Consider the following 25,285-nt stretch of genomic DNA (forward strand, 5'->3'; position numbering starts at 1 on the left):
AAAATCAAGAACGCATAATAGCCAGAGAACACATACCAGGGAGGGTTTTTATGTACCGGGTCATCAAGGTTTTAAACAATAACGGGGTTTTGGCCCTGGATATGGAGAAAAAGCAGGAGGTCATTTTGCTGGGAAACGGCGTGGGCTTTGGGAAGAAGATGGGCCAGCGGTTCGGGGGGAGCCCGGACGCGCGGCGCTACGAGCTGGTGAAAAAAGAGACCTCCGCCCTCCAGGCCGTGAACGGCATCGACCCGGTATACATTGAGGTGACGGCCAGAATCATCGAGGCGGCAGAGGGGCTTTTGGGCCCCATCCGGCACGATATTCTCATCGCCATGGCCGACCACATCGCCCTGGCGGTCAGCCGGGCAAAAGAAGGCTGCGAGCTGCCCAATCCCTTCAGCCAGGACATCCGCGCCCTGTTCTCCCAGGAGTACGAGGCGGCCCTTAAGGGGCGGGAGCTGATCCGGCAGGAGCTGGGCGTGGAGATTTCCGAGGACGAGGTGAGCTACATTACGCTGCACATTCACGGCGGCCTCTCCGACGAGAATGTGTCCCAGTCCCTGGAGCTGGCCCGGCTGGTACAGGACGGAATCCGCCAGGTGGAGGAGGGCATGGGAATGAACCTGCCGGCTGCTTCCCTGGGCTACAACCGCCTGATGAGCCATCTGCGTTACATGATCGCTAGAACCCGGAAAAAGGAGCAGACCAACCTGAACATGGGCGATTATGCCAGGGAGAATTTTCCCAGGGCCTATGAGGTGGCGGCGCAGGTCTGCGAGGACATCGGCCGGAAGTTAAAATGTCCCGTGGCCCAGGAGGAGATCGGTTTTCTGGCGATCCATATCCAGCGGGCGGCGGGGCAGGGGTGAGTATTTAAAAATAAAAAACGGCAGTTAAAAAGAGGTGGAGAAGGACGAGGGTTACTGGGATAGTTTGTGCTGATAATTGAATAGACTTTACCCCCTCGATGTGGTACAATCTATCTATAATTAGGCCAGAGTGTGAAGGTGGTGATACTATGACAGATAGCGAAAAGCTTGACTTGTTACTTTCTCAGATACAGGGCATAAATGGTCATATAGGTCATATAGAAAAACAGAATGCGGATACATTCAAAGAATTAATGAATGTGGAACGTGAGGTTTTGAAAAATCAAGATGCCATAAAAGCGCTGAATGCCAAATATGATACGTTACTTTTAAAAGCTGATAATTCTACATTGCTTCTTAAGCTGATCGACAGACAAGCCGAAGAAATGTCAGAATTAAAAGAAAGGGTAACACAGCTTGAAAGCAAGTTAGCATAATCACATAATCAAAAACCATACAGAGTGTAAGCCCATCAAATGATCCGGGTTTACACTCTTTTTATGGTTCAGCGCATTACCCCCAAAAATACCGCTCCAAAAACTCCGCCGCCCCGTCCTCCTCATTGCTCCCCGTCACAAAGCGCGCAGCGGACTTCACATCCTCCTGGGCGTTCCCCATCGCCACGGATACCCCGGCAAAGCGCAGCATCTCAATATCGTTCTGATTGTCCCCAATGGCCAAAACCGAGGACATCGGGATATCCAGGCGCGCGCAGAGGGATTTCAGCGCATTCCCCTTGGAGGCGTGTACGGAGTTGATCTCAATATTACACTCCCCGGTGCGCATGGGCTTCATAGACGGAAGCGGGCTGCCCTCCCGCAGCATCTCCCGAAATGCCTGGTCGCTATGGGGGAACACGCCGATTTTCCACAGGGAGGCATCTGTCCCGCGCAGCCATTGGATCAGGTCAGGTACGGTCGAGGTATCGAATCGCAGGTAGGGGAACCGGGCCGCCAGGCCGCTTTCCTTCCAGCCCTCGGGCCGGATGGGCCCCTGACTGGTGTGAAGATAGAAGAAGAGCGGGCGCTCCCTGTAATATTCCAACAGGCGGATGGCCTCGGGGATGGGGATAGGCGTCTACTCCAGCACGGCCCCGCTTGCCGGGTCCTGGATCGCGGCCCCGTTGGAGCAGATGGCGTGGCAGATGGGTGAGACCTGTAAAATGGTGCCTCGCAGCCCGTCCAGCCCGCGCCCGGTGGCCGGAACCACCCGGATTCCTGCGTCCGCCAGCTTCTGCACCGTCTGTAAGGTGCGCCGGGAAATGTGCTTGTCCTCGTGGAGCAGCGTCCCGTCCATGTCCAGAGCGACCAGTCGGATGTTGTGTGGGTTCATAATCAGTTTCCTCCTTGAATGTTGGGAATTATGAGAGGTATTATACATTGTCGTCATCCGGCACGGGTGACGATAAGTGATACGTTTCCTTGATTATACATTGTCGTCATCCGGCACGGGTGACGATAAGTGATACGTTTCCTTAATTATACCATGTCCGCTCGACTCAGAGTGTCAATTTTAGTGTCGAAACACAAAAGTTTGTTCAAAAAAGTCATATCCTACTGCTGAAATCCCTACATGAGTGGCGGAATGCACAAAAGCCTATTCCCAAAACACAAAAAATTACTATAATGAAACATGTACCAGGTAATTCCCCCAGAACAGGAGAGATGAGTATGCTCAGCACCAAGGAAGAAGTTTACGGATATCTGGAAAAAATCAGCCGGAATTTCTCTACAAAGGAATTGAAGCAGTTTACAGCCAACGACATCAGCGAAAACCTGAATATATCCAGGAACCTGGCCAGCCAGTATTTGAACGAGCTGGTGAAGGAGGCGCGGGCGATCAAGGTCAATTCCAGGCCGGTGTACTTTTTCCATAAGAAAAACGTGGAGCGCAGCGCGCAGGTGACCTTCGACACCTGTATCTTTTCCGGTCTGGACGAATTTCTGATCAAGAGCCGCAGCGGGGAGTCCAAACGGGATTTTCAGAAGGCGGTGGGACATTACCTGAGTTTAAGTCCCTGTATCGAGCAGTGCAAGGCGGCGGTCCAGTATCCGCCAAACGGCCTTCCCACCCTGTTGTACGGCGCCAACGGCACGGGTAAATCCTTTCTGTCCAGACTGATGTTTGAGTACGGGAAGAACGAGAAGGTCATCAAGGCGGACCGGCACTATATTGCGGTGGACTGCGCGGAGTACGCCCAGAATACGGAAGGTTTTGCCCGGAATCTGCTGGGAGAGGGGGACGGGAAGGGATGGCTGTCCAGGGCCGACGGAGGCATGATCTTTTTCGACGAGATCGACCGGCTGCCGGCGGCGGGGCAGGAAATGATCTTTTCCTATTTGGTAAGCGGTCAGTACAGGACCGTGGGCGGAGGCGATGAGCTCTATGAGTCGGGGGCCAGGCTGGTGTTCGCCACCTCCAGGCCGCCGGGGGAAGCGCTGTTCAAGGCATTTGCCAGGCGGATTCCCATTGTGATTCAGGTCCCCTCCTTAAATGAACGGACCATCGACGAGAAGGAGGAGATGCTGGTCGCCTTCCTCAGGCGGGAGGGACAGCGCATGGGGGTGGACGTGAGCATCAGCAAGCGGGCCTTCCACTGCATGCTGGAATACCCCTTCGAGAACAACATCGACGAGCTTTTGTTCTGTATCACCAGCTGCTGCGCCGGGGCCTACCTGGAGCGGGACGCGGGCCAGATCGCCATCCGCACCTACCATCTGCCGGACTACATGATGTCCAGTTTCCGGTTCGGAGCGGAGGAGGAGGACGATAAGCTGATCCGCATGAGCAGCTACAACCGGGACAATTCCTTTGAGCAGGCCATCCAGTATTTCCAGATGATCCTGGACGAGTACCAGGATTTCAAGAGCGGGGATCAGGGCTTTGAGGGAATGTTAAAGGGTTGTCAGCAGCATTTGAAGAATTACTATGATTATCTGATCTACGGGCAGAAGCTGGTCAACAACAAGATCGCCAGCTACGAGCAGATGATCAACCAGATATTTGAGACAGTGGGGGAGACCTATGGGATCAATCTCTCCAAAAAGTACAGCTATCTCCTGGCCCGGTGCCTGTACATCCAGCTCCGGGCGGACCACATCGTGTCCAAGTGGGTAAAGACCAACGGGGACGAGATCGTCTCCCTGTTTGGGGTGATAAAGCAGGAGCTGGCCAAGGAGGCGGCCATCACCGCCCAGATCGCCGGGCTTGTGAAGCAGAATCTGGACGTGGAGGTCAACAGCTTGAACCAGCTGTTCCTTCTGCTCAATGTGAAGAGCCAGAACGAGCACATCGCGGTGGCCTCCACGGCCGGGGTTATTTTGAGCCACGGCTATTCCACGGCCACCAGCATCGCGGACGCGGCCAACCAGATCATCGGAAAGAAGGTGTTCGAGGCCATCGACATGCCCCTGGACGTCCAGAGCCGGGATATCGCCGGGATATTGGAAAAACACATTGAGCGCTACATTACCTGCCGGGACATCGTGCTCATGGTGGACATGGGCTCTCTGGAGCAGATTCACCGGGAGATGCGGAACCTGGCCAATGTGAACATCGGCATCATCAACAACATCAGCACGGCCCTGGCCGTGGATATCGGCCTTGGAATCTGCGGAAACATGGATATGGAGGAGATTTTAAAGCGGGCCAGCGAGAACAATATCTGTACCTACCGGATTATCAACAATGTGCGCAAGGAGGACGCCATCATTTTCAGCGGCGAAAATGGGATCGACACGGCGGAGAAGATCAAGGAGCTGATTCTCCAGAGCTCCGACGCCTGCATTCCGGTCCGGTATATCGCCTACGATTACTACCGTTTGGTGAAAAATGGAAGTCGGGACGAGATTTTCGCCAGATACCGGGTGAAATGCATCATCGGGCTGTTCAACCCGGAGATCGAGGGAGTTCCCTTTATCGCATTGGAGGACATTATCTCCATGGACGGGGCGGAGCAGCTGAAGCGGATCTTTTCCGCCTACCTGGATGAGAAGCAGCTGGAGGTGTTCAATCAGAACATGCTGAAGAATTTTACCCTCCAGAACGTGGTGGAATCCATCACCATCCTGAACCCGGCCAAGCTTCTGGACGAGGTGGAACACTCGGTGACGCGGCTTTCCCGGATCACGGGGCAGAAGCTGGAGGGGAGAATCATCATCGGCCTTTACGTCCACCTGTGCTGCCTGGTGGAGCGGCTGGTGACCAAGACCTCCATCGAGAATTACCAGGATCTGGAAGGGTTCCAGAAAAAACACGGAGATTTTATCGGCTGGGTCCAGGAGTGCTTCCAGGATATTTCCAACCACTACAAGGTGGACCTGCCGGTCAGTGAGATCGCGTACATTTATGACTATATCCACTTGAATTCTAAGAATAAAATGACCGGGCGGCCGGCTTTTGACCAGGGCCGCGAGGACGAATAGGAGGAATGAAACTATGGGAATCACATTGGCTAGAATCGACAACCGTCTGCTGCACGGAATCGTGGCCACCCAGTGGGCGGGGCGCTCAGGGGCCCAGCGCATCATGATCATCGACGACGGGGTGGCGAACAACGAGCTGACCAAGGCCAGTATGAAGCTGGCGCGCCCCACTGGTATGGCCATCTCCATCATCACCCTGGAGAAGGCGCTGAACAATTTTAAGGCCGGGAAATACGAGGATCACAACGTGTTTGTGATCGTGAAGAGCCCGGTGACCCTGGAAAGCCTTTCCGAGGCCGGGGTGAAGATCCCCGAGCTGGTGGTGGGCGGAACCACCCACCCGGACGAGTCCGTGCACAGCGTCAAGCTGTACCAGAGGGCCTACGCCACGGACCGGGAGATTGAGGCTTACAAGGTGTTGAAGGGAAACGGGACCAAAATTTACGCCCAGTACGTTCCGGCGGACTCGGTGGTAAATCTGGATGAGTTTTTGAGATAGCAGGAGGGAAAAAGAGATGACATTAGCTGTATGGCAGATAATTGCACTGATACTGGTGGCCGCGGGGATCAACCTGGACCGCCGCGGACTTTCACTGACCCACGCCCGGCCGGCCATTGTGGGCCTGATCTGCGGCCTGATTCTGGGCGACGTGAACAGCGGGCTTTACATCGGCGGTACCTTTACCCTGATGTCCCTGGGCGTGGCGGCCATCGGCGGCTCCTCGGTGCCGGACTACGGCGTGGCGACCATCATCGCCTGCGCCTTTGCCCAGACCACGGGCCAGGGACCGGAGGTGGGCCTGACCATCGGCCTTCCCGTCGGTATGCTGGGCGTGCAGATGGACGTGCTGTTTAAGATCTGCAACTCCTTTATCGCCCAGAAGGCCCAGCGCTACGCAAACGAAAAGGAATTCAAGAAAATGTACACCATCATGCTGCTGAGCCCGGTGATGGTGGCGGTGTTCATGTCCTTCCCCACAGCGGTGGCCCTGACGGCGGGCGCGCCTCTGGTACAGGCGATCCTGGACGTGCTTCCGGCCTGGGTGACCGGCGGACTGTCCGTGGCCGGAAAGCTGCTGCCCGGACTTGGTATCGCGATGCTGCTGCACTACATGCCGGCGAAAAAGTATTTCAACTACATTCTCATCGGCTTTGTGGTCAGCGCGTACATAAAGGTTCCGGTTCTGGGCGTAGCCCTTTTGGGAACGGCGCTGGCGTACAAGTTCTACACAGATAATGAAGCGAGAGCCACAGTTGGATTTGCAGGAGGATTGGAAGATGAATAGAGAACCGGTATTGACAAAAAAGGATTGTGTGAAGGGAGCCTGCAGATGGTCCCTGATGGCGGTAACCACATTTAACTATGATACGCAGCTGGCCCCGGCCGTGGTATTCGGTATCGGCCCCCTTCTGCGCAAAATCTACCCGGACGACGATGAGTACGTGGAGGCGTTAAACAACCATTTCCGGTATTTCAACACCCATCCCTGGGTGGCGAACCTGGTATTGGGCGCGACCCTGGCCCTGGAGGACAAGGAAGGAATCTCCGCGGCCGACGCGGTGCAGAACATTAAGGTCAGCCTGATGGGCCCGCTGGCCGGTATCGGAGACACCCTAATCTGGACCCTGCTTCCCACCATCTTAGGCTCCATCGCCGGATACATGGCCCTGGAAGGCAACCCGGTGGGAACGATTCTCTGGCTTTTGACCAACGTGTTCTTCATCGCGGTCCGCACCCAGCTCATGTGGGTGGGCTACCGCGAGGGCACCAAGCTGATCACCAAATTCGGCGGAAAGATCGCCCAGATCACCGACGCGGCTTCCGTGCTGGGATTGACGGTGGTGGGAGCCCTGGCCGCCACGGTGGTGACGGCGAAAACGCCTCTGACCTTCCAGATGGGAGCGGTGAACATGGCGCTGGCAGATCTTTTGGACAAGATCCTTCCCTCCATGATCTCCGTGCTCACCGTGTGGGCCCTGTACAAGCTGATCGGCCGCAAGGGCATGAAGGTGACCACTATTATCCTGCTGGTGATTCTGTTCTCCATGGTCTGCTCCGCCTTCGGGATTCTGGCGTAAAGGCGGGTGAGTGCAGATGGTAGAGGTAAGCGCGGCAAAATATGACATAACGCCGGAATTTCCCATGTACATGCGGGGCTACGCCATGCGGACCGGGAAATCCATCGGCGTGCTGGACCGGTTGTACTGCAGGGCCCTGTGCCTGCGGGTGGACGGGGAAATCTTCGTGTGGGTGACGCTGGATTTATGCCGCCTGGAGGAGCTGATCAGCGATTACGTCCGCGGGGTGGTGGCTGCGAAATACAGCGTGCCCGTGGAGCACGTCATCCTGTCCACCATCCACACCCACTCCGGCCCGGACATCAGCTTCGAGGACGAGGGGGAGGACCGGAACCGGAGAAAGGCGGACTACCGGAGCTTTCTGGTGAACCGTGTGCTGGCTGCGGTGGACGAGTGCTTTGACCGGGGATTCCTTGAGGTTACCCCCAGCGTGGTCCAGGGGACCATAGAGGGCGTCTACGGGAACCGCAACTACAAGGACAAGCCCAGCGACAAGGACGTGAATCTGATCCTGTTTCGGAACGAAAACCATGTGGTGGCGGGAATCGCCAGCCTGACCTGCCATCCCACGGTGCTGGGCATCCACAACATGAAGATCAGCTCCGATTTGCTGGGAAATATTGGGAAGGCTCTGGATGAGAAGTATAATACCATTTTCCTGACCATGCAGGGGGCCTGTGGGGACATGGGCAACCGCCAGTACCGCCGGGGGAACGACGAGGCAGAGCTGTGGCGGGTCCGGGATGAGATCATGGACCAGATCGGCGGCTTCGGGGCGGAGGAACGGCCGCTGGAGCTGAAAGCCGTCAGGGTAGGTACCTCCCGGTACACCGTGCGCCACCGCTACGACACGGAGGCCCTGAAGGCCCAGATCGCGGACAGCGAAAAGCAGCTGGCGGCCGCGGTGGGGCAGGACGAGAAAAAGCTTTTGTGGTCCGGGCTGCGGCACATGAAGCGCAAGCTGGAGGCAGGGGGCGTGGACGTCACCCTGAAATCTGTGATCTTCCGCCTGGGAGACCTGGAGATCGTGACGATTCCCGGGGAGCTGTTCTCCACCTTTGGGCTGCGGATCAAAGCAGCCATGGAAGGGCCGGTTCGGATTGTCTGGGGCTACGCCAACTACAGCGCGGGCTATATCGTGGAGCGGCAGGAGTTCGGCAAGGGCTATGAGAGCATGCAGACCCCATTTCCCCAGGGGGAAGCGGAATTGTATGTGGATCAGATAATCGAGGATTTGCGAGGAGAGAGCTTATGAGAAGATTCGTAATTGCATCCCATCACCGGATGGCCCGGGGACTGAAGGAAACCCTGGAATTTCTCACCTCCAGGTCGGATATCGTGGATATCAGCGCCTATGTGGACGAGCGCGACCTGGACGGTCAGATCAGGGAAGCCCTGGCGGGATTCGGGCCGGAGGACGAGGTGGTGATCATGACGGACATGCTGGGCGGCAGCGTGAACCAGAAGTTCTGCCAGTACATGAGCGACCGCTGCCATCTGATCTGCGGCGTCAACCTTCCCTGCGCTCTGAGCCTGGTGCTTCAGCCGGAGGACGTTCCCCTCACGAGGGAGGCGGTCCGGTCGGTGGTGGAGGAAGCTAAAAACCACCTGATCTATGTAAATGAATACGAGACGGGGGAAAACCAGGACGACGAGTAGGCCGTCCGGCCGTCCCCATAACCTGCGGGCTGACGCTTTTAGAGGTCAATCCGCAGGTTTTTGTAGTAATACACCCGGTCCCGCTCCCCGATTTCCCGCAGTACCCGGCAGGGATTACCCGCGGCCACCACGCCGCCGGGCACGTCCTTTGTGACCACGCTGCCCGCGCCGATCACAGAGCCGTCCCCCACGGTCACGCCGGGCAGTATAATGGCTCCCGCGCCGATCCACACGTTGTCCCCGATGTGTACGGGAAGGTTGTATTGCAATAGCTGGCAGCGAAGCTGGGGCAAAATGGGGTGTCCTGCGGTGGCGATTGTCACGTTGGGGCCCACCATGCAGTTGTCCCCGAAGCTGATTTCAGCGTCGTCCACCAGGGTGAGGTTGAAATTGGCGTAGAAATTATCCCCAAGGCGGACCCGCGCGCCGCCCCAGTTGGCCCTGAGGGGCGGTTCGATATAGGCGTTTTTTCCGACGTGGGCGAACAGTTCCTCCAGCATGCGGGCCCGCTTTTCTCCCTCCGAGGGGCGGGACTGATTGTATTCCCAGAGCCGTTCTATACAGGCGGTCTGCTCCGCCATCACGGCTTCGTCGGCCGAAAAATAGAGCTTTCCGCTCTCCATGCGCTCCCGGTTCTGTTTTGAATCCATAACCTTACCTCCTGATTGTTTCATTTCCTCATCACTATAACACAACTTGACTTATATTCCAATCTGATCTAGTATTACAGATGAGGCCGCGGCGGACCGGCTGCAGGGCAGGGCCGCGGTGCGAACGCACAGAACAGGAGACATGCCATATGAATAAGAAAGAAGTCAGCGAAATCAAGAAACTTTTCACTCCCGCAGGCTGCGCCATCACCAGAATCTGCGGCTGTTACGTGGACGCGGAGAAGGAGAAGCGCACGGAGCTAAAGGAGGCCTTTCTCTCCCTTCCCGAGGAGGAGGCGTTTAAATATTTTACCATTTTCCGGGGAGCCATGTCCGGCACCCTGGGGAAGAATCTGATCAACATGGAATTTCCCTTACATACCGAGGCGGAGGGCGGAACCCAGGAGTTTTTGCTGCGGCTGCGGGACAGCGAGCTGAAGGACGACGCGCTGCTGGAAGAATTTTACGACAAGGTCATCGCCAACTATGATTACGGCGAAAACTACTATATTATACTCATCCACTGCGCCTACGACATTCCGGCCAAGTCCACGGACGGTATCGAGATGTTCGACGCCTCGGACTACGTGTACTCCTTCATCCAGTGCAGCGTCTGCCCGGTGAAGCTCTCCAAGGCCGGGCTCAGCTACAATCCTATGACCAACGCCATCGAGAACCGCAACCGGGACTGGCTGGTGGAGGCCCCGGACCTGGGATTTCTCTTCCCGGCTTTCAATGACCGGAACACAGACCTGCACAGCCTGCTGTACTATTCCAAGAACCCGGAGGAGCTGAGCACCCAGCTGATCGACGAGGTGCTGGGCTGCACCATCCCCCTGTCCGCCAAGAGCCAGAAGGAGACCTTCCAGGCCATCGTGGAGGAAACGCTTGGGGAGAACTGCGATTTTGAGACCGTGAAAAATATCCACGAGAGCTTAAGCGAGATGCTGGAGGAGCGCAAGGAGGACCCGGAGCCCCTGACCCTGGACAAGTACCAGGTGAAGCGCCTTTTGGAGAACAACGGCGCGGACCCGGAGAAGCTGCAGGAGCTGGACACGATCTATCCCACCGACGAGAAGAGCCGGGAGGCCAGCTTTGTGGCCACCAACGTGGTCAGCACCCGTGGCTTTGAGATCAAGACTCCGGACGTGAGCATCAAGGTGGCCCCGGACAAGACCTACCTGGTGCAGACCAAGATGGTGGAGGGCCGCTCCTGCATCGTCATCGAGGTCAACGAGCACGTGGAGATCAACGGCATTTCCGTGAAACCCATCCGCTCAAAGCAGGACGAGGAGTAGAAATCTGGGAATCTTTTCCGCCGCCGTCATAATTTTTCCAAAATCCGCATATAATGTAACCAGTGGTACAAACCATGGAATATTGCGGAGATAAAGGAGAGAACTGGATATGGCACGTGGAGTTCGGAAAACGCCCCTGGAGAAGCTGAACGAGGAGCTGGCACAGGTGGTGGAAGCGCTGGAGCAGTATAAGGATTGTATGGAGACTCTGAAAGAGAAGGAGCGGCAGTTAAAGGAGCAGATCGAGCTGGAACAGCTCAAATCCGTGATGGCGCTTCTGGATGAGCAGGGGATGACGGTTGCGGATTTAAAGGAAATGCTGGAGCAGGGCCGGGATACACAGCAGAGCGCTTAGTCGCTCTGCTTTTTTCGTGGGCGGGACCGGCAGCGCTTCAGGCGCAATTTGCGCGGGCAGGGGATTTTCCGGGCCGCTCCCAGCGAACCGGCAGAAAAAATAATGGCTGTTAAAATCATGACAAAATAATCAAAACCTTATTGTAGGTATCAGGTTATTTTGGTATAATCGGGTTATAAAATATGGAAAATATTCAGAAAATTTATCCAAACTACACAAAGAAAGGTCGGGAAATACTGTGAAAGAACTGACAATCGGACAGATGGCGAGACTGAACGGCGTGTCGGAGCAGACCCTGCGCCTGTACGACCGGACCGGCCTGTTTTCCCCGATGTACCGGGACGAGGAGAACGGTTACCGTTATTACGACATCCGCCAGAGCGCCCAGCTGGACATGATTCAGCACATGAAGTCCCTTGGCATGTCCCTGAAGGATATCCGCAGCCAGTTACAGGACTTCGATCTGGAGCAGTTTAAGAAAATTCTGATGAAGAATTCCCGGGCCATCGACGAGCAGATTCAGGAGCTGCACTACCAGAAGCGGGCTATCCGCCGGACCCTGGAGAGCTACGAGTGGTACGAGAACGCGCCGCCGGACGGCACCATTATTCTGGAATATATTCCCAGACGTCTGACCTACATGGTGGATTCCGGGATCAATTTCTACGCCTACGGCATCGACGTCTACGAGAAAATACTCCGGGACCTGAAGAAAAACCTGCTGGCCCACCGTTTGTCGCCCATCTACTTCTACAATGCGGGCACGGTTTTGCGCAAGGACAAGCTGCTGGCCCGGAACTACGACTCCACGGAGATTTTTGTGCTGGTGGACGAGGGCGCGGTGGAGGAGAGTATGATCACCGTGATTCCGCCCAGTCCCTACCTGTGCATTTACTGCAACAGCTTTGACAAAGAAAAGGAATACATAGACAGGCTGCTGGAAACCATAGAACAGAGAGGGTATCAGATTACCGGGGATTACATCTGCGAGGTGGTGGCGGAGGTGCCCATGGACATGCAGGAACGGGGCATGTTCCTGCGCCTGCAAATCCCGGTGCGGCTTTGAAATTGTCTGAAAATAAAAGTGGATTTTCCCCGTTGACTTGATACCTTGTATAAGCCTTATAATTAACTCACAAGGCAATACAAAACCATCACGAAAGGGGTTATTAATAATGATGAATTGTGAGAAGATCCGTGTTGTGCAGTATGGCTGTGGAAAGATGGCAAAGTACATTCTGCGTTACCTGTATGAGAAGGGCGCGGAGATCGTGGGCGCCATCGACGTGAATCCCGAGGTAGTTGGAATGGACGTGGGCGAGTTCGCCGGACTGGGCCAGAAGCTGGGCGTGGTGATCCGGAACGACGCGGACGCCGTGCTGGACGAGTGCGACGCGGACATCGCCGTTCTGACGCTGTTCAGCTTTATGGACGATGTGTATCCCCACTTTGAGAGATGCGTTTCCCGGGGAATCAACGTGGTGACCACCTGCGAGGAGGCCATTTATCCCTGGACCACCGCTTCCGCCATCACCAACCGCCTGGACAAACTGGCCAAGGAGACCGGCTGCACCATCGTGGGCGCGGGCATGCAGGATATTTACTGGATCAATATGATCGGCTGCGTGGCGGGCGGCGTGCACCGCATCGACCGCATCGAGGGCGCCATCAGCTACAACGTGGAGGATTACGGACTGGCGCTGGCAGAGGCCCACGGCGTGGGACTGACGCCTGAGGAATTTGAGGAGAAGATCGCTCATCCCACCACCCTGGAGCCCAGCTACGTGTGGAACTCCAACGAGGCCCTCTGCAACAAGATGGGCTGGACCATCAAGTCCCAGACCCAGAAGTGCGTTCCCTATTTCTATCCCGAGGACCTGTACTCCGAGACCATGGGCCGGGTGATCCCCAAGGGCCAGTGCATCGGCATGAGCGCGGTGGTCACCACCGAGACCTTCCAGGGGCCGGTGATCGAGACACAGTGTATCGGCAAGGTGTACGGGCCGGAGGACGGCGATATGTGCGACTGGAAGATCATCGGCGAGCCGGACACCACCTTCTTCGTACAGAAGCCCGCCACGGTGGAACACACCTGCGCAACGGTTGTGAACCGTATCCCCACGATCATCAACGCGCCCGCCGGATATATTACGGTGGAGAAGCTGGACGATGTGGAGTATTTGTCCTATCCCATGCACCTGTATCTGGATTTATAAGTATTTGTGATTTAGTCTATTAGAAAAAGTAAACAGAGAGCCGCGGGTCCCGCCTGCGGCTCTTTTTCGACTGCAAAACCTACAGTGTTGGATAAAATTGGCAGCGGGGGCTTTGTGAATATTTTCCCGATGCATATGGACAAATACTTTTGTAGTTGCTATAATGACTATATTCGAAATTTAGCAGAGGAAGGACGTACATATGAGTCGGACATCGAATGTAGGATTTGTGTACCGCCAGTATACGAAAGATGGCATTTTCATGGCGGATTATAAGAGCTCCAGGGAGGCCGCTGAGGCGGCCGGCACATCGTCCGGAGCTGTGGTCAGAGCGGCGCACGGAGAGCGCAAGACCGGAGGAGGCTTTATCTGGAAAAAGGTGAAAGAGGAGACCCCTCAGGACAACATTGAGATCAGCGGGGAGAGCTGCATCGGATACCACGACAAGCGGCCGGTACTCCAGATGGATCTGGAAGGAACGGAGATTTGTCAGTTCAATTCCATCGCTCACGCCAGCCGTGCGACAGGCATCAGCCGGCGCAGTCTTTCCTGCGCGCTGAACGGAGCACAGAAGACGGCGGGCGGGTACCGCTGGATGCTGAAGGAGGAGTAGAAGGAAAACGGAACAAGAATGACTGGGATGGCAGCCGTTTGATACCGCGTGAGATTTACAGGGCGGGCGCAGAGAAAATTATCTGCGCCCGCCTTTTTAATGAATGCATCGGGATGCCGGCGCAGCCTGCGGGCATTTGTATCCATCCACAGCCGGGAATGCAGCGAGTGCCGCTTAAAGCCGGACAACCGCTTATAGCGCGGACTTATCAGGAAAAGACCTCATCCCAGTCAAAGTCCGCGGATTCCTCTGAACTGCGGGGCCAGTGGCTGCACCACGCGGGAACGCCGGGATGTTCGATGCGGTCAAAGCTGGGGGTGTAGGGCTTGATGTCCAGCACCGGCGTATTTTCCTCCGCGTCGATGAAGGCCAGCCGGATGATGCCTGCTTCCGGGTCCAGCCCGGTGACCTGGGAGGCGGTCAGAGCCAGGGGATTGGGGCGCTGGGGGGATCGGGTGGAGAAGATCCCCATGACGGCGGGTGCGCCTTTATACGGCTGCTCCGTCTGCAGCAGGGAGCGGGACTTCTGGTCGTCCAGGCGGTCAAACCACCAGATGACGTTTATGTGGCTGAAGCCTTCCAGGGCCTTCAGGGCGGGAATGTAGGCGTTGTCCACCCGGATACAGGGGCCCTCTTCGCTGTGGTGAATGGTTCCGATGGGATTTACCTGAAAATGGTTCATGATGTTTTCCTCCGTTTCGTTTGATGTGAGTTCATCATAAGACCTCACACCGTGTGAGAGTCAAGCCATTTCCAAAGGAATCTGCAATTCCGTGAGATAATGATCCGGATCGTCCTCATTCCACGGCCCGCGGTGGACGATCTGGCGGGTCAGTCCCGCCATCCGGTAAACCTCATTGTCCTGGAGCCACCGGGCAAACGCCTGGAAGGCCCCGGCAATGTTGGGGAAATCTCCGCACACCATTGTGGAAGCCATAAACGGCACCGCCTCCACCGTCCGGCAGGTGAAGCCGTCCCTGTCAGCAACAGACTCTTTGATCGGAACGCACAGCTCCACATCCACCTGTTTTTCCCGGTAATCCGGATCATGGTAGATGGAAAATGGTTCGCCGGTGAGGGCGATCCGCCGCTGTCCGGCGAAACCGGCCAATTCCTTCCACAGAAGTCCCTCGCCGTAGTAATCGGGGATTGTCCGGCGCAGGCTCAGCGCAAGGCATTCTGCGACGGGTTTGACTGAGATATCAAAATGGATCCCGCCGCCTCCGTTTAAAAGCGCTCTTCTGGCTGTCTCCAGCTTCCTGAGTTTTTCGCGGCAGGCTTCGATTTCCGCCCCGATTTCCGCAGACTTCCGGTCCAGCTGTTTTGCCAGCAGGCCTTTTTCCTCCGCATCCAGGGCGGCGGCGATCTCCGCCACGTTGAAACCGCTGTCCCGCAGATAGATGATTTGATTCAGACGCGGTATCTGCCGGGTCTCGTACAGGCGGTACCCGGTCCGGGGGTCAACCCTCGCCGGTCTCAAAAGCCCCGTCTCATCGTAATACCGCAGCATCCGGACCGTCACCTGGGTCAGCCGGGAAAATTCTCCAATTCGAAACACAGAATCACCTCCATGTCCTCATTATACCGGACTGTGATTACACTTCAAGGGTTTTATATCCGTCTGTTTCCGTCCCGTTCCTCATTTTCTCCGTTCCCCCCACATATACATACCTTAAGACTACCCCTGCGGAGGGTATCCTATTTAATGGAAATTTACACTGTGAAACCCAACGACAACATCGATCAGATTGCCCTCACCTATAAAGTCCCTGTGGACTCCCTTATCTATATCAACCAGATGGTCTATCCCTACGCCCTTGCGCTGGGCCAGGCCCTCTTGATTCCCACTGCAAATTCCGCAAAGTCCCGCGTGCCTGCGGAGACTCTGGGTTACGCCTACCCATTTATCAGCCCCTGGGTTCTCTCCGAGAGCCTTCCCTACCTCTCGTCCCTGTACGTCTTTTCCTACGGCTTTACCGAGGAGGGGGAACTGGTGGAGCCTGTGCTGGACGACGCCTGGATGATAGAGGCCGCAAAGGGGCAGAGAACCCGTCCTGTGCTCACCTTTACCTCCATCGGACCGGACGGGCGTTTCCACAGCTCCCTGATCCACACGCTGCTGGGGGATTTACAGCTGCAGCAGCGCATCATCTGGCAGCTGGGCCGGACCATGCAGGAGAAGGGCTTTCAGGGCATTGACATCGACTTTGAGTACATTCCCGCGGAGGACCGGGTGCCGTTTGCGGAGTTTGTGGCTTTGGTGCGGCATATTCTCAGCCCCTTCGGCTACCGGGTCTCCGTGGCGCTGGCCCCCAAAACCTCCAGCGACCAGCAGGGACTGCTCTACGAGGGAGTGGATTATCGGCTGCTGGGCGAGGCGGCGGACCAGGTGATGCTGATGACCTACGAGTGGGGGTATACCTACGGGCCGCCCATGGCCGTTGCGCCCCTTAACATGGTGCGCAGGGTGGCGGAGTACGCCCTGACGCAGATTCCCAAAGAGAAGATCATCCTGGGAATTCCCAATTACGGCTACGACTGGCCGCTGCCCTATGTGCGGGGCACCACCAAGGCCCGGACCATCGGCAACGTGGAGGCCGTGCAGTTGGCCATTTCCCACGGGGCGGCGATCCGGTTTGACGAGCAGGCCCAGTCCCCCTATTTCCACTACGCCCAGAACGGCGTCCGGCATGAGGTGTGGTTCGAGGACGTGCGAAGCTACCGGGCCAAGTTCGCGCTGATCCGGGAGCTGGGGTTAAAGGGGGCGGGGTATTGGCAGATGATGCAGCTGTTCCGCGCCGGACTCATACTCATGGCCGATACCTTTGAAATCGCGAAAGAAGTTTAAGAAAAATGAAATTTTGGGGCAGGTATCTGGTAATATTCAGAATCTTATAGTACAATGAACGTAACTGTGAGGAGACGAAAGGGTTGCCTGCGGCACAGTGACAGAATTTGTAGTTTACCATAGATCAACAGAACAGCGAGGATGATTCCATGAAACGAGAAAATATGATTTGGAGCGAACGTAAGAGAAATGCCCTGGGCCTGCCCTGGACGTTCACCGTGTACGGCCTGGCGGAGGATCGCCTCTTTGTGAAATCCGGCGTGCTGACGGTTCATGAGGACGAGGTGAGACTCTACCGGATTCTGGACCTGACCCTGAGCCGCAGTCTGTGGCAGCGCATGCTGGGCCTGGGAACGATCCACGTGGTCAGCAGCGACAAGACCCTGAAGAATTTCGATATCACCAACATCCGCCGCAGCGCCGACGTGATGGAGCAGATTTCCGAGTTGGTGGAGAAGGAGCGGGACCGCAAGCGGGTGGCCTCCAGAGAGTTCATGGGCGGCGGATATGACGACGACGGACAGGATGACGACGGTTACGACGACGACCTAAACCAGTGATCTTGCGGGAGGCTCGGGATGAGGACGTGCCCGGTGGGAGACCGGGGACGAGGCCGCATGTGCGCCCGGCGGGACTCGGGGATGAGGCCGCATGTGTGCCCGGCGGGAGGCCCGGGATGAGGCCGCATGTGCGCCCGGCGGGAGAGCGGGATAAGGCGGCGCATCACGCCCGGATCGCCGCGCCGCTGCGCCCCGGACAAGCCGGAAAAACCGCTTAAAACCGCGTTTTCATCGCCGTTTTCACGGCTTTGCTGAAAAAATTTCGCACATTCCATAAATCCGAGATCAAGAAAAATCGGGGACCGGTGGGGGAAATCCGCCGGTCCCCATATTTTTGGAAATAGCACCGGGAATCTGCTTAAAATGCGATCGGAATCATCGGGGAATCAAGACAGATTGCACAAGAAAATTCGCCATAAATGGACAATTCTTCCATGAAACGAAATTTGACAACTTTCGTTAATCGTGATATAAGTATTCCAACGGCGAACAAACAGCCGGCGGCCCGGTTCATGTGACCGGGTTTACAAAAAAAGGAGTTTTGAATATGAAACAGAGAAGAATCATGTTACCGTCATTGGCCGAGGCAAAACGTTTTGTCGAGGAGGCCACCAAGTGTGACTTTGATATCGATGTTTTCTATAACCGGATTATTATTGATGCAAAGTCCATTCTGGGAGTGCTGAGCCTGGACCTGACCCGTATTCTGACTGTACAGTTTAACGGCGACAGCGCGGAATTTGAGGCCTACCTTGAGACCATTGACCCTCAGAATGCGGTTGCAGTTGCATAACTGAATTGAAAACCAACGCTTGAACGAGCAGGACAGGGCGGATTGTGAACGTGTGTTTGCAATCCGCCCTGTTTTGTGTTATCATGAAAAGACGGCATAAATGCAAGAACTGTGAGGAGGCCCGCTGTGGAGGAGAGATCGCTGTCAGTCATTCGAATATCGGTGCGCAATCTGGTGGAGTTCGTCCTCAGGAGCGGGGACCTGGACAGCCGTCGGACCGCAGGGGCCAAGAAGGAGGCCATGCAGGCGGGCGGACGCCTGCACCGCAAGATTCAGAAGCGTATGGGCAGCGAGTACCGGGCCGAGGTGAGCTTAAAGCACACCGTGGACGAGGAAGAGTTCAAGCTTCTGGTGGAAGGGCGGGCCGACGGCGTGATCGAGGAGGCGGCCGGCTGCGTCATCGACGAGATCAAGTGCATTTATATGGATTTAAAATACCTGGAGGACGCGGACCCGGTTCACCTGGCCCAGGCCAAGTGCTACGCCTACTTCCTGGCCTGCGACCGGGAACTGCCCGCCATGGGCGTGCAGATCACCTACTGCAACATCGAGTCTGAGGAGGTGCAGCGGTTCCGCTTCGATTATTCCTTCGAGGAGCTTGAGGAGTGGTTTCTGGGATTGGTTCACGAGTATGTGAAGTGGGCCAGATTCCAGTATCTCCACGGGCTCAGGCGGCAGCAGTCCCTGAAGGATTTGCAGTTCCCCTACGCCTACCGGGATGGTCAGAAGGGGCTGGCCGCTGCGGTTTACCGCAGCATCGACCAGGGACGCAACCTGTTTATTCAGGCGCCCACCGGTGTGGGCAAGACCTTGTCCACCGTATTTCCCAGCCTCAAGGCCATGGGGGAGGGTATGGGGGATAAATTGTTCTATCTGACGGCCAAGAGCATCACCCGCAGCGTGGCCGAGGACGCCTTTCGGGTGATGCGGGAACTGCAGCAGCTCTATTTCACCACCGTGACCATCACGGCCAAGGAAAAGCTGTGCGTTCTGGACAAGCCGGACTGCAACCCGGAGACTTGTCCGGTTGCCAAGGGGCACTACGACCGGGTGAACGACGCGGTGTACGACATTCTCCACGAGGAGATGGGGATCACCCGGGAGCTGGTGCTGGAGTATGCAAAGCGCCACAACGTGTGTCCCTTTGAGTTCTGCCTGGATATCACCAACTGGGCGGACGGCATCATCTGCGACTATAATTACGTGTTCGACCCCAATGTGCGGCTCAAGCGGTATTTTGCCGAGGGCAGCACGCCGGGGGAGTACCTGTTCCTGGTGGACGAGGCCCACAATCTGGTGCCCCGGGCCAGGGAGATGTTCAGCGCCGGCCTGCTGAAGGAGGATTTTCTGCTGGTCAAGCGGATTTTAAAGGGCAAGGACGGAGCGGAGCGCACGGTGCGGCAGCTGGAGCGGTGCAATAAGGAACTGCTGAACTTAAAGCGGGCCTTTGCGGCCGAGGAGGGCGGCGAGGAGGGAGTGCGGCAGCGCTCCGTGCTGGGCAGGGACTACCAGCTTCTGGAGGACGTGAACCTGCTGTATCTGGAGCTGTCCGGTTTATTCAGCGAATTGGAAGCCTTTATGAACGAACACCTGGAATTCGGGGACCGGGACCTGGTGCTGGATTTCTATTTCCAGGTGCGGGACTTCCTGTACGTTCACGACCGGCTGGACGACAACTACCGGATCTATTCCCGGCTGCTGGAGGACGGCAGCTTTCTGGTCAAGCTGATGTGCATAAACCCATCGGTGAACCTGCGGGAATGCCTGGACCAGGGCCGATCCACCCTGTTTTTCTCTGCCACCCTGCTGCCGATCCAGTATTACAAGGAACTGCTCAGCGGGGACCAGTCGGAGTACGCGGTCTACGCCAATTCGCCCTTTGATTCGGAAAACCGCCTGATCGTGGCCGCCTCCGACGTGAGCAGCATCTACCGCCGCAGGAACCGCCGGGAATACGAGCGGGTGGCCGGTTACATTGTGGAGATCGTGGGTGCGAGAAAGGGGAATTACATGGTGTTCTGCCCCTCCTACCAGTACCTCCACGCCGTGGAGGAGGTGTTTGCACAGCTGGAAGAGCGGGGAGAGCTTCCCTTTGCCTGGATCTCCCAGTCCAGCCACATGCGGGAGGAGGAGCGGGAGGAATTTCTGGCGCGGTTCGCCAGGCCGGGCGGGACATCGCTGGCCGCGCTCTGCGTGATGGGAGGGATTTTTTCCGAGGGAATCGATTTAAAAGAAGAGCAGCTCATCGGGGCCATTGTGATCGGCACCGGGCTGCCTCAGGTGAACGTGGAGCAGGAGATTCTGCGGGAATATTTCGACGAGCACGGCGGCCAGGGCTTTTCCTACGCCTACCAGTACCCGGGTATGAACAAAGTGATGCAGGCGGCCGGCCGGGTGATCCGCACGGCCACGGACCAGGGTGTGATCGCCCTGTTGGACGACCGCTTTCTGAAATCCGACTACCAGGCCCTGTTTCCCAGGGAGTGGGAGCGATACACCGTGGTCAACCGGCGCAACGTGCGCCGGGCTGTCGCCGATTTCTGGGAACATTTGGGAAATGAAGCACCCGGAGCTCCGAAAGGCGATCTGCAAACTGATCTGCAAACACCCTAAAGCAGTTCCATAAATTGTCTGGCGGCCTGGGAAACGGGCAGACTCTCATTGTAGGCCACCACCATCTGACGGGTGGGAAGGCTCTCGGTGAGCTCCAGGATGAACAGGTCCGGGTCGTCCTTCGGGATACAGAAGTCCGGCACAAAAGCGATGCCCAGGCCGATGCGGGCCAGGTCGATCAGCAGGTCGTTGCTGGAGAGCTCGATCTCCGGCACCAGGTCCAGCTGGCTCTTCTGGAAGATCTGGTGGAGGAACTCGCTGGTGGTGCTCTTGCGGTCCAGCATCATGATGGGATAACCTAAAAGCTCGTCCAGGGAGATGGGACGCCCCGTGAGAGGGAACGCCGCGGCGTTTGCCACGAATACATCGGAGAACTCGTTGATCACCCGGATGTTTAAATTGCCGGTCAGGGCGGAGTTGGGGTAGTTGGTCACGATAAAGTCCGCCTGTCCGTTTTCCAGAAAACGGGCGCACTCGATGGAGGTCTGGTTGGTGACCTTTATGTGGATGCCCGGATATTCCTTGTGAAACTGATTCAGATAGGGAACCAGGTAGTAGCGGCAGATGGTGTCGCTGGCGCCGATGCGCAGCTGCCCGCCGTTTAAGGTGTGGGCCTCTAAAAGCTGATTCTCGCCCTTGCGGATCAGATTCATGGCGGGCTCCACGTGCTTTAACAGAATCTCGCCCTCAGGGGTGAGCTGAACCTTTTTCGTGCTGCGGATGAAAAGGGGCTGACTCAGCTTCTTTTCCAGCACCTTGATGGACTGGCTGACCGCGGACTGGGAGATAAACAGCTGCTTGGAGGCTTCCGAGAAGCTGAGCGTGGTGGCAACGTGGTAAAATACCTTATATAGTTCATAATTGATATCCATTATTAAGCCCTCCTTATAAACTAGCTCTATATTATCACGTTTACGGAAGCTTTGTAAAGATGTTCCCAGGGTATTTTCGCAAATTATCCTGAGATGCGGCGGCTTAGGTCAGAAAGTGGGAGGCACCGGCCTCCGGGTTTTGGAATATCTTGACTTATGCAGTCGCATCGATTATCCTTAATAATAGTTCAAAAGGCGGTGCGGCGAGTGTCCAAAGCGGCGGGATTCCCGTTTCTTTGGACATATTGCTGGTACCGACAATACTTACAAAGGTGGAAGAGAGATTATGGTGGAGACTGTGGTCAGCGTGGGCCTGGCCGTCCAGGAGCATTTGAAAATCCGCAAGCAGGTGATTCGCCCCCTGACCCCTTCGGGAGCGGAAAAGCGCTTCTGCGTGGTGACGGGCATCCACGGGGACGAGCTGGAGGGGCAGTATGTGTGTTACGAGCTGATCCGCAGGATCCGGGAGCGGATGGAGGACTTAAAAGGGGTGGTGGAGCTGTATCCGGCGTTAAATCCCCTTGGGCTGGACTCCATCACCCGCGGCGTTCCGGGCTTTGACCTGGATATGAACCACACCTTTCCCGGGGAAGCGCAGACCTCCATGCCCGAGCATGTGGCCCACAAGATCGTCATGGATCTGGCGGGCGCGGATCTGTGTCTGGACCTCCACGCCAGCAATATTTTCCTGCGGGAGATTCCCCAGGTGCGCATGAGCGCGGAGACCGCGGACCGCCTGCTGCCCTACGCAAGGAAGCTGAATGTGGACTTTGTCTGGGTGTACGAGGCCGCAACGGTGCTGGAGTCCACCCTGGCCCACAGCCTAAACGCCATGGGCGTGCCCACCCTGGTGGTGGAGATGGGCGTGGGGATGCGCATCACGGAACATTACGTTTTTCAGCTGGTGGACGGAATCTTCGCCCTGATGAAGGAAATGGGAATCTGGGAGGGGGAGGCCGTAAAACCCAAGGAGCCTATTGTGTCCCGGGACGGGGAGGTGGGGTTTGTAAACGCAGGCCGCCCCGGTATCTTTGTGCCCTGCGTTCAGCACTGGATCAATGTGGAGAAGGGGGAGCTGATCGGCCGTATTTTAAATCCCCTGGAGGGAACCGTGGAGGAAGAGGTGTTCTCGCCCCTTAAGGGGCTGCTGTTCACGCTGCGGGAATACCCGGTGGTGTCCCCGGGTTCCCTGCTGGCCCGGGTGTTGGGAGGTGATTACCGGTGAGAAAGGAACTGATCTGGTCCCTGCCCGGCCTGTACCGGGAGGATATGGAGGTCTACGGCTACCATTTCGGCAGAGGGGACAAGGCTGCCTGCGTGGTGGGAGCCCTGAGAAGCAACGAGGTGCAGCAGATGTACGTCTGCTCCCAGCTGGTGAAGGCCCTGACCGAGCTGGAAGCCAAGGGGGCCATTGTGAACAACAATGAAATCCTGGTGATCCCAGCGGTCAACTACTATTCCATGAACATCGGCAAGCGGTTCTGGGCGGCGGACAACTCGGACATCAACCGTAAGTTTCCCGGCCGCGCCGGGGGCGAGACCACGGAGCGGATCGCGGACGGCGTGTTCGCCCGGGTCCGGGAGTACAGCTACGGCGTGCAGTTCACCAGCTTTTACATGCCCGGCGAGTTCGTGCCCCATGTGCGGATGATGGAGACGGGGCGGCAGAGCCCCAGCCTGGCCAACTTATTCGGCCTGCCCTACGTGGTGATCCGCACGCCCCAGCCCTACGACACCACCACCCTGAACTACAACTGGCAGCTCTGGGACACCAGCGCATTCTCCGTGTACACCAGCGCCACGGACCGGATCGACCAGGCCAGCGCCCGCCAGGGAGTGGCCAGCGTGCTGCGTTTTCTGACCCGCATGGGGATTTTGCGCTACACCAGCCACAGCGGTTATATCGCCAGCGTGGTACGCGAGAGCGACATGACGGACGTGCTGGCGGACCGGCCGGGTATCTACTGCCAGGGCTTTGCGCCGGGCCAGGAGGTGCGCAGAGGGGATGTGCTGGCAAGCGTGGTGGATCCTCAGGTGGGGGAGACGGTGAGCCGCATTTTGTCCCCAACGGACGGCATCGTGTTTTTCGCCCACTCCTCGCCTCTGGTGATGGAGGGGACGGTTGTATTTAAAATTATCCGGCGTCTCCACGAGTAGAAGCCGGAAGCAAGAGAGATCAGGAGAATCGAATATGGCACAGGATTTTTATGAAATGTATCTGGAGGAGATGGGGCAGATCGCTCCCATGAGCACAGAGGAGGAAGCCCGGATTTTGGAGCAGACGGCCGCGGGGGAGGTTCAGGCCCGCAAGCGCCTGGTGGAGGGGAATCTGCAAAAGGTTCTCTCCATCGCCAAAGAGTACGAGGAAAGCAGGCTTCCCATGGCGGACATTGTGCAGGAGGCCAACACCGCCCTCACCCTGGCTGCGGTGGAGTACGACGGCGCCACGGAGTGGGAAACTCTTCTGGACCGGAGAGTCCGGGAAGCGGTGGAGGAAGCCGTCCGGGAGCAGGAAGCCGAGCTGGAGGTGGAGGAGAACATGGCGGCCAGGGTCAACGCGCTGCAGATCGTTTCCCAGCATTTGGCCGGGGAACTGGGCCGGGAGGCGACCGTGTCGGAGCTGGCGGAGAAGATGAAGATGACCGAGGAGGAGATTCGGGACATTATGAAGCTGGCGCTGGACGCGCTGACGGTCAGCGGGGACACGGCTGCGGCGGGAGGGGAGACGGAATGAAGCTCTACATCATACGCCATGGACAGACGGACTGGAACGTGCTTGGCAAGATCCAGGGCCGTCAGGACATCCCGTTAAATGAAACCGGCCGCCGCCAGGCCGCCTGCCTTGCAAAGGGAATGGAGCACAGGCCGGTGACCATGATCTTTTCCAGCCCCCAGAAGCGGGCGCTGGAGACGGCCCAGGCCATTGCGGACAGCCAGGCGGTCCAGGTGACCCAGCTTTCCTGGCTGGTGGAGATCGGCTACGGAACCTGGGAAGGGCGCACCGGCGAGGACATCATGACCACGGACCGGGAGCTGTACAACGCCTGGTGGGAGCACCCGGCCACGGTGGCGCCTCCGGGAGGCGAGACCTTAAACCAGGTGGACGGGCGCTGCGCTGCGGCCTGGGACTACATCAAAGCGCATATGACCGGGGATGCGGCGGTGGTGGCCCACGGCGGCACCCTGGCCCATTTTATCGTGCATCTGCTGAAGGGTCAGCCGGACGCGGAGGAGATCGTGGTGGGAAACGCCAGCATCACCACCGTGGAGTACGACCCGGAGACCGGGGTCTGCCGGCTGCTGGAGCTCAACGATTGCAGCCATCTGGAGGCGCTTTTGCAGTGAACCATTGGCTGCGCCGGCGGCCCATACCATTCAACCAGAGAAAAGCAGGCGGCTTTGCCCTTTGTGGACAAAGCCGCCTGCTTTATGT

27 protein-coding genes are annotated in these 25,285 nt (G+C 57.1%); 21 read left to right on the forward strand and 6 right to left on the reverse strand.

Features of this window, described 5'->3' with window-relative positions; translation table 11 throughout:
• Nucleotides 1-50 precede the first annotated feature (50 nt).
• Together ACK2JC_RS26375 and ACK2JC_RS26380 are read left to right on the forward strand one after the other, a co-directional pair.
• A complete protein-coding gene (locus ACK2JC_RS26375) occupies nt 51-872 on the forward strand; it encodes a PRD domain-containing protein (RefSeq protein WP_227167565.1) in 822 nt (273 codons plus the stop codon).
• 149 nt (nt 873-1,021) lie between these two features.
• Nucleotides 1,022-1,309, forward strand: a complete 288-nt coding sequence (locus tag ACK2JC_RS26380; RefSeq protein ID WP_276852061.1) for a hypothetical protein — start codon at nt 1,022-1,024, stop codon at nt 1,307-1,309.
• 76 nt (nt 1,310-1,385) lie between these two features.
• Here ACK2JC_RS26380 and ACK2JC_RS26385 read toward each other — a convergent pair whose 3' ends face one another.
• Both ACK2JC_RS26385 and ACK2JC_RS26390 read right to left on the reverse strand, forming a co-directional pair.
• A complete protein-coding gene (locus tag ACK2JC_RS26385; protein ID WP_368271325.1) occupies nt 1,386-1,916 on the reverse strand; it encodes an HAD family hydrolase in 531 nt (176 codons plus the stop codon).
• Between the two features lie 33 nt (nt 1,917-1,949).
• Nucleotides 1,950-2,204, reverse strand: a complete 255-nt coding sequence (locus tag ACK2JC_RS26390; protein WP_368271324.1) for an HAD family hydrolase — start codon at nt 2,202-2,204, stop codon at nt 1,950-1,952.
• A 338-nt stretch (nt 2,205-2,542) separates the two neighbouring features.
• On the opposite strand from ACK2JC_RS26390, the gene ACK2JC_RS26395 reads away from it, so the two are divergent.
• The 6 genes from ACK2JC_RS26395 to ACK2JC_RS26420 are packed head-to-tail and all read left to right on the forward strand — an operon-like array spanning nt 2,543 to nt 9,034.
• Nucleotides 2,543-5,296: a sigma 54-interacting transcriptional regulator gene (locus ACK2JC_RS26395; RefSeq protein WP_411338119.1), complete on the forward strand. Its 2,754-nt coding sequence runs from the start codon at nt 2,543-2,545 to the stop codon at nt 5,294-5,296.
• Nucleotides 5,297-5,309: 13 nt separating this feature from the next.
• Entirely contained in the window at nt 5,310-5,795 is a 486-nt protein-coding gene (locus tag ACK2JC_RS26400; protein WP_092361173.1) for a PTS system mannose/fructose/N-acetylgalactosamine-transporter subunit IIB, read from the forward strand.
• Nucleotides 5,796-5,811: 16 nt separating this feature from the next.
• The gene (locus ACK2JC_RS26405) at nt 5,812-6,582 is read left to right on the forward strand and encodes a PTS mannose/fructose/sorbose/N-acetylgalactosamine transporter subunit IIC (RefSeq protein WP_092361174.1); all 771 of its coding nucleotides are present in this window, start codon (nt 5,812-5,814) and stop codon (nt 6,580-6,582) included.
• Nucleotides 6,575-7,375: a PTS system mannose/fructose/sorbose family transporter subunit IID gene (locus ACK2JC_RS26410; protein ID WP_320936963.1), complete on the forward strand. Its 801-nt coding sequence runs from the start codon at nt 6,575-6,577 to the stop codon at nt 7,373-7,375. The genes ACK2JC_RS26405 and ACK2JC_RS26410 overlap by 8 nt, the downstream gene beginning before the upstream one ends.
• 16 nt (nt 7,376-7,391) lie before the next feature.
• Nucleotides 7,392-8,630, forward strand: a complete 1,239-nt coding sequence (locus ACK2JC_RS26415; protein WP_320936962.1) for a neutral/alkaline non-lysosomal ceramidase N-terminal domain-containing protein — start codon at nt 7,392-7,394, stop codon at nt 8,628-8,630.
• A complete protein-coding gene (locus ACK2JC_RS26420) occupies nt 8,627-9,034 on the forward strand; it encodes a PTS sugar transporter subunit IIA (RefSeq protein ID WP_092361176.1) in 408 nt (135 codons plus the stop codon). Before ACK2JC_RS26415 ends, ACK2JC_RS26420 begins: the two co-directional genes overlap by 4 nt.
• A gap of 38 nt (nt 9,035-9,072) precedes the next feature.
• Here ACK2JC_RS26420 and ACK2JC_RS26425 read toward each other — a convergent pair whose 3' ends face one another.
• On the reverse strand, nt 9,073-9,684 hold the full coding sequence (locus tag ACK2JC_RS26425; protein ID WP_320936961.1) for a sugar O-acetyltransferase: 612 nt from the start codon (nt 9,682-9,684) through the stop codon (nt 9,073-9,075).
• Nucleotides 9,685-9,833: 149 nt separating this feature from the next.
• Here ACK2JC_RS26425 and ACK2JC_RS26430 point away from each other — a divergent pair, with 149 nt between their 5' ends.
• The 5 genes from ACK2JC_RS26430 to ACK2JC_RS26450 all read left to right on the forward strand — a co-directional run bounded on the left by ACK2JC_RS26430 (nt 9,834) and on the right by ACK2JC_RS26450 (nt 14,166).
• Complete coding sequence (locus tag ACK2JC_RS26430; RefSeq protein WP_092361178.1) at nt 9,834-10,982, forward strand: DUF4317 domain-containing protein; 1,149 nt, start codon at nt 9,834-9,836, stop codon at nt 10,980-10,982.
• Between the two features lie 109 nt (nt 10,983-11,091).
• Entirely contained in the window at nt 11,092-11,337 is a 246-nt protein-coding gene (locus tag ACK2JC_RS26435) for a hypothetical protein (protein ID WP_092361179.1), read from the forward strand.
• Between the two features lie 238 nt (nt 11,338-11,575).
• Nucleotides 11,576-12,403: a MerR family transcriptional regulator gene (locus tag ACK2JC_RS26440; RefSeq protein ID WP_092361180.1), complete on the forward strand. Its 828-nt coding sequence runs from the start codon at nt 11,576-11,578 to the stop codon at nt 12,401-12,403.
• Nucleotides 12,404-12,512: 109 nt separating this feature from the next.
• Complete coding sequence (locus ACK2JC_RS26445; protein ID WP_320936960.1) at nt 12,513-13,553, forward strand: dihydrodipicolinate reductase; 1,041 nt, start codon at nt 12,513-12,515, stop codon at nt 13,551-13,553.
• A 202-nt stretch (nt 13,554-13,755) separates the two neighbouring features.
• The gene (locus ACK2JC_RS26450; protein WP_007712214.1) at nt 13,756-14,166 is read left to right on the forward strand and encodes an NUMOD1 domain-containing DNA-binding protein; all 411 of its coding nucleotides are present in this window, start codon (nt 13,756-13,758) and stop codon (nt 14,164-14,166) included.
• A 208-nt stretch (nt 14,167-14,374) separates the two neighbouring features.
• Here the strand turns inward: ACK2JC_RS26450 and ACK2JC_RS26455 are convergent, their stop codons facing one another.
• Entirely contained in the window at nt 14,375-14,848 is a 474-nt protein-coding gene (locus ACK2JC_RS26455; RefSeq protein WP_320936959.1) for an SAM-dependent methyltransferase, read from the reverse strand.
• A gap of 60 nt (nt 14,849-14,908) precedes the next feature.
• Nucleotides 14,909-15,724 (reverse strand): MerR family transcriptional regulator, encoded by an 816-nt coding sequence (locus ACK2JC_RS26460; protein ID WP_227167556.1) that lies wholly within the window; start codon nt 15,722-15,724, stop codon nt 14,909-14,911.
• A 147-nt stretch (nt 15,725-15,871) separates the two neighbouring features.
• On the opposite strand from ACK2JC_RS26460, the gene ACK2JC_RS26465 reads away from it, so the two are divergent.
• The 4 genes from ACK2JC_RS26465 to ACK2JC_RS26480 all read left to right on the forward strand — a co-directional run bounded on the left by ACK2JC_RS26465 (nt 15,872) and on the right by ACK2JC_RS26480 (nt 20,980).
• The gene (locus tag ACK2JC_RS26465; protein ID WP_092360966.1) at nt 15,872-17,014 is read left to right on the forward strand and encodes a glycosyl hydrolase family 18 protein; all 1,143 of its coding nucleotides are present in this window, start codon (nt 15,872-15,874) and stop codon (nt 17,012-17,014) included.
• Nucleotides 17,015-17,163: 149 nt separating this feature from the next.
• Nucleotides 17,164-17,574 (forward strand): PH domain-containing protein, encoded by a 411-nt coding sequence (locus ACK2JC_RS26470; RefSeq protein WP_092360965.1) that lies wholly within the window; start codon nt 17,164-17,166, stop codon nt 17,572-17,574.
• 547 nt (nt 17,575-18,121) lie between these two features.
• Nucleotides 18,122-18,367, forward strand: a complete 246-nt coding sequence (locus ACK2JC_RS26475; RefSeq protein ID WP_092360964.1) for an HPr family phosphocarrier protein — start codon at nt 18,122-18,124, stop codon at nt 18,365-18,367.
• A gap of 126 nt (nt 18,368-18,493) precedes the next feature.
• On the forward strand, nt 18,494-20,980 hold the full coding sequence (locus ACK2JC_RS26480) for a helicase C-terminal domain-containing protein (RefSeq protein ID WP_368271445.1): 2,487 nt from the start codon (nt 18,494-18,496) through the stop codon (nt 20,978-20,980).
• Here the strand turns inward: ACK2JC_RS26480 and ACK2JC_RS26485 are convergent.
• Entirely contained in the window at nt 20,977-21,852 is an 876-nt protein-coding gene (locus ACK2JC_RS26485; RefSeq protein WP_092360962.1) for a LysR family transcriptional regulator, read from the reverse strand. The two genes, ACK2JC_RS26480 and ACK2JC_RS26485, sit on opposite strands and share 4 nt — an antisense overlap.
• A gap of 286 nt (nt 21,853-22,138) precedes the next feature.
• Between ACK2JC_RS26485 and ACK2JC_RS26490 the strand changes: the two genes are divergently transcribed.
• Genes ACK2JC_RS26490 through ACK2JC_RS26505 form a run of 4 tightly spaced genes read left to right on the forward strand, consistent with a single transcriptional unit; the run spans nt 22,139 to nt 25,197 of the window.
• Nucleotides 22,139-23,077: a M14 family metallopeptidase gene (locus ACK2JC_RS26490; RefSeq protein ID WP_320936957.1), complete on the forward strand. Its 939-nt coding sequence runs from the start codon at nt 22,139-22,141 to the stop codon at nt 23,075-23,077.
• Nucleotides 23,074-24,009: a M14 family metallopeptidase gene (locus tag ACK2JC_RS26495; RefSeq protein ID WP_411338127.1), complete on the forward strand. Its 936-nt coding sequence runs from the start codon at nt 23,074-23,076 to the stop codon at nt 24,007-24,009. The genes ACK2JC_RS26490 and ACK2JC_RS26495 overlap by 4 nt, the downstream gene beginning before the upstream one ends.
• A gap of 34 nt (nt 24,010-24,043) precedes the next feature.
• Nucleotides 24,044-24,586, forward strand: coding sequence for a sigma-70 domain-containing protein (locus tag ACK2JC_RS26500; protein ID WP_368271444.1), 543 nt, complete (start codon nt 24,044-24,046; stop codon nt 24,584-24,586).
• Nucleotides 24,583-25,197, forward strand: a complete 615-nt coding sequence (locus ACK2JC_RS26505) for a histidine phosphatase family protein (RefSeq protein ID WP_107435262.1) — start codon at nt 24,583-24,585, stop codon at nt 25,195-25,197. Before ACK2JC_RS26500 ends, ACK2JC_RS26505 begins: the two co-directional genes overlap by 4 nt.
• Nucleotides 25,198-25,285: the final 88 nt, after the last annotated feature.

The sequence above is a fragment of the Enterocloster lavalensis genome (assembly GCF_046603895.1).
Taxonomy (GTDB): Bacteria; Bacillota; Clostridia; order Lachnospirales; family Lachnospiraceae; genus Enterocloster; species Enterocloster lavalensis.